This window comes from Phaeodactylibacter luteus (genome assembly GCF_007993045.1).
Classification (GTDB): Bacteria; Bacteroidota; Bacteroidia; order Chitinophagales; family Saprospiraceae; genus Phaeodactylibacter; species Phaeodactylibacter luteus.
On sequence record NZ_VOOR01000097.1, the window covers coordinates 1 to 6573 of the forward strand.

The 6573-nt window shown below is 50.8% G+C and carries 3 protein-coding genes; all 3 read right to left on the reverse strand.

Annotated features, from left to right (window positions below; all coding sequences use genetic code 11):
• A partial coding sequence (locus FRY97_RS21315; RefSeq protein WP_147169653.1) for an Ig-like domain-containing protein occupies positions 1–1570 on the reverse strand: 1570 nt, incomplete at its 3' end.
• A gap of 99 nt (positions 1571–1669) precedes the next feature.
• Positions 1670–4879, reverse strand: a complete 3210-nt coding sequence (locus tag FRY97_RS21320) for an Ig-like domain-containing protein (RefSeq protein ID WP_147169654.1) — start codon at positions 4877–4879, stop codon at positions 1670–1672.
• A 103-nt stretch (positions 4880–4982) separates the two neighbouring features.
• Positions 4983–6573 (reverse strand): Ig-like domain-containing protein (locus tag FRY97_RS21325; protein ID WP_147169655.1); only part of this gene is annotated, 1591 nt, incomplete at its 5' end.

The window sequence follows — 6573 nt, forward strand, 5'->3', positions numbered from 1 at the left end:
CAGGGTTGATGGTCTGTCCACCGTCGCCGGTAACCGAAATGAAAGGTGCAGTAGCATCTTCTGGAATCAAGGTAACCATAGTGGTAACGGTACCTACACACATAGGATCGAACGTACAACCGTTTTCAGCAACCAGCTCTATGGTCACAGCATAAGTCGTACCCGCAGGCTTAGCAGCTGCAGTCAGTCCTGTAAAGTCTACGGGGTCACCTGCATCTGCAGTAATGGTTGTGCCGTCGACAGTAATATCGTAAGTCGCACCACAGTCATCATTCACCGTTACAGTGAACTGTCCTGATGCGTCATTATCAGCGCAAAGTGGGTTTTGAATGTTCGTGACCACAATCTCTGGCAGACGGTTTTGGATTTGCTCCCCATCGATAGCCCCTTGAGAAGAAGCAACATTGGAAACCGCACAGTTTGCCGTCACTGCGAAAGTATAGTCTTCGCCGGGAGTCAGCGTACCTGGAGTAATGGTTACAGAAGTAGAAGTCATGTTGACGAAATCCACCACAGGATTGCCCATAGCATCTTCTATGTCAACGGTATAAGTCATCGCATCGAGCACAGGCAGCCAAGAGATAGTAACCGCACCGTCACAGCCGTACATAACCGGATTGAGGACAGGTGGGCTACAAGGGTCTGGCATAGCTACTGTCAGTGCGACAGAAGCTTGATCGCAATCGCCATCCACATCACAAATCTGATAAGTGAAGGCATCTGCGCCAAGGTAGCCTGCATTGGGTGTGTACTGAATGAAATCATCGAGCGGGTTGGCAGAACCATTGTCATTGATCACAACAGTACCGTTGCCTGGCATACCAACAATAGACAAAGCCGTGCCATTGGTGGCAGGGCCGTCATTGCCGTAGTCGTCGTTAGCCAAGATATTCAGAGGGGAAGTCACATCTGGCGCCACCTCGAACAAATCATTGACCGCCATCGGCAGGTCGTTCAAGATAGGGCAGTTGTAAGCAGAGTTGGCTGGGTCATTGCCCAAGTAAACCTCTCCCGCTGCCGAATTGAAGGTGTTGTTAATATTTGCCAACAGCGTATTGTCAATCTCCTGCTGTACCGGGTTGTCGTTGGTCAGAATCTCTACAGAGCCTGGCAAACAGTCTGGGTCCAATCGGAAAGAGAACAGTGGGATAATGTCACCCGCTGTAAACGGAGGCAACACCAGAAGGGCGCCGTTTGTAGTGACTTGATAAATATCGAAGCCCAACAGGTTAGCAGGGTTGCCTCCAGCACTGGTAATAACAGTTCCATTGACAAGCTGTACCAGATGGAAACCATTAATGTTAGTGAAAGAGCCATTGCTAACGGTAATTCCCGTAGGCTGCGGTATAAAGGGGTCTGTCACTGTGCCAGCCGGCAGCAGTATCGTGTACACTGAGCTGGAAATAGTCAGTGGGGTTGCTGAGCTGTAGTTGGGTATTACAGTGGCTGTGAACGTAGTCATGTCCACAGGGTCTTGTTGCAGGCTATAGGTAAAACCTGTCATTTGACCACTTAAACTCAACGTCACCCAAAGCGAAAGAAAGAAAACGAGTAAGACCGTCTTCTTCATGGGTTAATGATTTAGTGAAAATTTCAATATGAGAATATGAATAGTAGCGCCCTAAAGATAGGGCGCTACTTCTAATATAGGAAAAATTCCTACGTTTATTTATTGCGGCAGCTGCTCAGGCAATCCAAAAGTCACAATCCCTGAGGAGTTTACAGGGTTAGGAACGGTGATGTTGAAGATGAAGTCAACATCATTGTTTAAGCCTGTGTACTTAGTCTGCCCATTCATATTCACATCAGTAGGCGTATAGCCGTTCAAGATGAAAGACTGCAATTGCCCAGGGTTGCCGGAGTCATTGATGATCGCCTGGAAAATACCGTCGGAGTCGTTTGCCTGTCCGGCATAATTGGTAATGCCATTAAAATTGACATTCCCGCCCCATAACGCACTATATGGTGTACTGGCATCACTGTTCGTGAACCGCTCAAACCCGTCAATTGGTGCATTACGTGTAAAAACGGCTTGAGCGGGGTCTGTAAAGTCAATCACTTGAGGCGCTGGCGTCAGCGAAAGCGGCGACTCTGTCATTACGCCAAGGTGATTGCGGTGGCAGATGGTCACAAAGAAAGTACCGGCAAGGGTCTCATCAAAGATGACGGGAGATACCCCATCAAGGTCTACTACATCGCCATCGCGCTGAACTAGTGCAGCACGCGTAGCTTCAACTACACTTGGCGTGCTTGAATTACGCAGCTCAATAAACACCCAGTCTACAATGGAGTTAGGGCCGAAGTCGTCAAATACAGACGGGCTTGTTACCATTTCGCCCCCGCCTTCGCCAACATGGGCGAAGCTCGCAAGGCCACTGTAAGGCTCAGTCATTGGGATCAAAGCGTTTTGACGGAGATCATCGCGCATAAGCGGCATATCAGGGAAGGTGCCATTCAAATCAACCAATGCCCCCTGTAGGTATACACGCGGCTGAATGCGGATGAAGATAGTCTGCACATTGATACGGGCCACAGCAGTATCGCAAAGCGGCATCATCATATCGTTGTCACATACCTGATAAGTCAGAGAGTCTGCTCCGTTGAAGCCGGCATCAGGGGTATACGAGAAGGTGCCGTCCATGTTGAATGTGAGCATCCCGTTCTCTACGTCTTCCAGCAATGTAAACTGCAAGTCGGCATCTGCCGTCTCGATGTCTGTATCGTTTAAGGATACATCGCCCATTGATGTTTCATCCTCATTAAAAGTATAGCTGTCATCCATTGCAACAGGCTTGTCGTTCACCGGCGTCACATTGTAAATAATGATCACCGTGTCGCGTCCGCCGTTGCCGTCATCGGCAAACTTGATGATCTGGTCGGGGCCAAAGTAGTTCAAACCAGGGGTATAGATGACGCAAGTGTCGTTCAGCTGCACGCTTGTGCCGTTAGCAGGCGAAGTGAAGGTGCAGGTCACCATGTCGCCGTCTACATCCGTAACCGTGACACAGGTCGTGTCTACCATATCTTCTGGGACGGTCACGAAAATCGTATCGGGCGTCATATTGTCCTTCGTGATGACAGGAGGGTCGTTGACCGGGGCCACTGTGATCATTACGCTGGCCGTATCGCACAGGTCGGGCGTGCCACCATCACAGTAGGAATACTCAAAGCTGTCTGGGCCGTTGTAATCCATATCTGGTGTGTAAGTGAACGTCCCGTCTGGGTTCAGCATCAGCATGCCGTTCGCCACATCTGTCACCAAGGTGATGTTCACCATCGGGCCGTCTACGTCCGTATCGTTGTCTGTCACGTTGCCCATCAGCTGCATGTCCTCATCTGTAGTGTACATATCGTTCGCTGCTACAGGGGCGTCATTCACCGGCGTCACGTCGTAAATAATGATCACCGTGTCGCGCCCGCCGTTGCCGTCATCAGCAAACTTGATGATCTGGTCGGGGCCAAAGTAGTTCAAACCAGGGGTATAGATGACGCAAGTGTCGTTCAGCTGCACGCTTGTGCCGTTAGCAGGCGAAGTGAAGGTGCAGGTCACCATGTCGCCGTCTACATCCGTAACCGTGACACAGGTCGTGTCTACCATATCTTCTGGGACGGTCACGAAAATCGTATCGGGCGTCATATTGTCCTTCGTGATGACAGGAGGGTCGTTGACCGGGGCCACTGTGATCATTACGCTGGCCGTATCGCACAGGTCGGGCGTGCCACCATCACAGTAGGAATACTCAAAGCTGTCTGGGCCGTTGTAATCCATATCTGGTGTGTAAGTGAACGTCCCGTCTGGGTTCAGCATCAGCATGCCGTTCGCCACATCTGTCACCAGGGTGATGTTCACCATCGGGCCGTCTACGTCCGTATCGTTGTCCGTCACATTGCCCATCAGCTGCATGTCCTCATCTGTAGTGTACATATCGTTCGCTGCTACAGGGGCGTCGTTGACGGCATTTACCGTTACGGTCACTACAGCATCGTCGCAATCTCCATCGCGGTCACAAATCTGATACGTGAAGGTCTCCGTGCCAAAGAAGTTAGGCGCTGGGTTGTAATCGATGGTATCATCGGTAGGATCATTTGGGGTGCCATTGTTATTGACCGTTGCCGTACCGCCATTATCAGTGCCCACCGTGATGGTGATGGGGCCAATGCCCGGCCCGTTACGGCCAAAATCATCATTGGCCAAGACAGCGATATTAATCGGGCCTGCATCCTCATCTACCATTACCGGATCATCCATTGCCTCAGGGGCATCGTCTAATGGGCAAAGATAAGAGGCTGTAGCTGCGTTGTTGCCTACGTAGCGCTCCTGAGTAATCCCCATATTGTTGATGCGGGCACTCATGGAGTTGCTGATTTCAAGGCCGGCCATTGCTGCAGCAGCAACAATAGCGCCACCGTTGTCCAGCAGGGCCAAGTCTCCGCCCATACAATCGCCAGGCAGGCGGAAAGTGAAGAAAACAATTGTGTCTCCTGGGTTACTGTTGAAGTTGCCCCCCGAACCCGTTACGTACTGTACGGTCAGGATGTCATTGCCTTGCAGGTCAGCTGCGTTCCCGGGGTAGTTGCCAGAGTCAATCCGCTGCGCCCGCCATACCCCGGTAATGGAGTTGGTGCCTATAGGCAGGATGGTGATCCCTGCACCGATAACAGGGTCTGTGGCCGTGCCTGCAGGAAGACGGATACCAAAGTTACTACTCGATATCACAGAAGAACCGGAATAATCAGGATAGCCTACAAAGGAGGCTGTTTGAGGGTCGTCCGGGTCTAAAAGAATCCCGAACTCAATGCTCTGCGCGTCAACCATCGCAAGGACGCCCAAAAAAATCAAGCTGCTTGCTAGTAGACGTTTAATCATCGTGCTGTGCATAATTAGTTTTGTTTGTAGAAGCTATTTAGAAAAAAACAAGTGCCTATTGGGTATTGAGAAGTTGGGCAGGAAAGCATATCCTATTCCTGCCCAACTATATAGCTTACAACCCTCCGGAATCTGGCAACTGCTCAACCAGGTTGAACGTCACAATCCCAGAGCCATTCAGGGCCGAAGTTACTGCCACATTAAAAACGGGGTCTACATCGTTGGCCAAGCCAGTGTACTTGGTCAGTCCGTCCAGATTCACATCTGTGCTGATGTAGCGGTCGATGACGAAAGACTGCAGCATGCCAGGATTGCCAGCATCATTTACGATAGCCTGGAAAATAGCATCTGTATCATTCGCCTGCCCTGCATAATTGACCCGGTCATTGAAGTTCGTATTGCCCAGATAAAGCGCATAAGCGCCTTCAACAGTAGCTTGTTCGAACCCATCAAACTGGGCTATGCGGTTGTAAAAATCAGTATTGATATCTGTGAAGTCAATGACCATAGCTACACTGCTCAGGCTCACCGCTCCAGCAGTCATAGCGCCCAAGTGGTTCCTATGACGTATGGACACAAAATAGTCACCATCAATAACACCGGGGAACATGACAGCAGAAGTGCCGTCTACGTCCACCACATCGCCGTCACGCTGTACTAGTGCAGAGCGCGTAGCCACCACTTGAGCAGAATCCGCTGCAGATCTAAGCTCCACGAATACCCAGTCCACAATAGAATTGGCTCCGCTGTCAGCAAGGACAGTAGCAGGCATGGTGATCGTCTCCCCTCCCCCACCATTACGGTGCTCGAAGCTGGCTAGCCCAGAATAAGGCTCTACGGTCGGGATATAGCCGCCAGAACGAAGGTCGTCACGCATCAACAGCCCACCGCCATTGCCCAACAGTGCGCCCTGAAGCAGCACCACAGGACGTATATTAAGGACGTTGTCCGCTACATTAATGGCCACCATAGCGGTATCGCACAGCTCAGGAGTGCCTCCGTCACAGTATGCATACTGGAACGTATCCGTGCCTGTAAACCCGCCATTGGGGGTATAAGAAAAGCTTCCATCAAGGTTGAGCATCAGCATGCCGTTGAATGGGCCAGCAACCAAAGTCACAAGCGTATCGGGGCCGTCTACGTCTACATCGTTGGCTATTACGGTAGCCATGAGGGTGTTGCCCTGTACCACGTTGTAGGTGTCATCCATAGCCACCGGCGGGTCGTTCACTGGGGTCACATCATAAATAACGACTACTGTATCCGTCCCCCCGTTGCCGTCGTCTGCTATCTTAATCGTCTGATCTGGCCCGAAATAATTCATATCTGGCTGATAAACAATACAAGTATCGTTGAGCAGTGCCGCTGTGCCGTTCATCGGAAGGCTAATTAGGCTACAGGCAACCATATCGCCATCCACATCGATAACCGTCACACAAGTCGTATCTATCATGTCCTCAGGCACGGTCACAAAAATAGTATCCACATCGTTACCGTTTTGGGTAATGCGCGGTGGATCGTTTACCGGGGCCAGGTTGATATTTGCAGTTGCCGTATCACAAAGGTTGGGCACTCCGTCATCACAGTAGGAGTATTGGAAAGTGTCCATCCCATTAAAGTCCATATCGGGCGTATAAGTAAACGTTCCGTCCATGTTCAGCATCAGCATGCCGTTCATCGGGCCAGCGACCAGCGTGATCAAGGTG

Bases quoted from the DNA above. Each gene is read 5' to 3' on its own strand.
- FRY97_RS21320 (WP_147169654.1), bottom strand. From the start codon at position 4,879: ATGCACAGCACGATGATTAAACGTCTACTAGCAAGCAGCTTGATTTTT.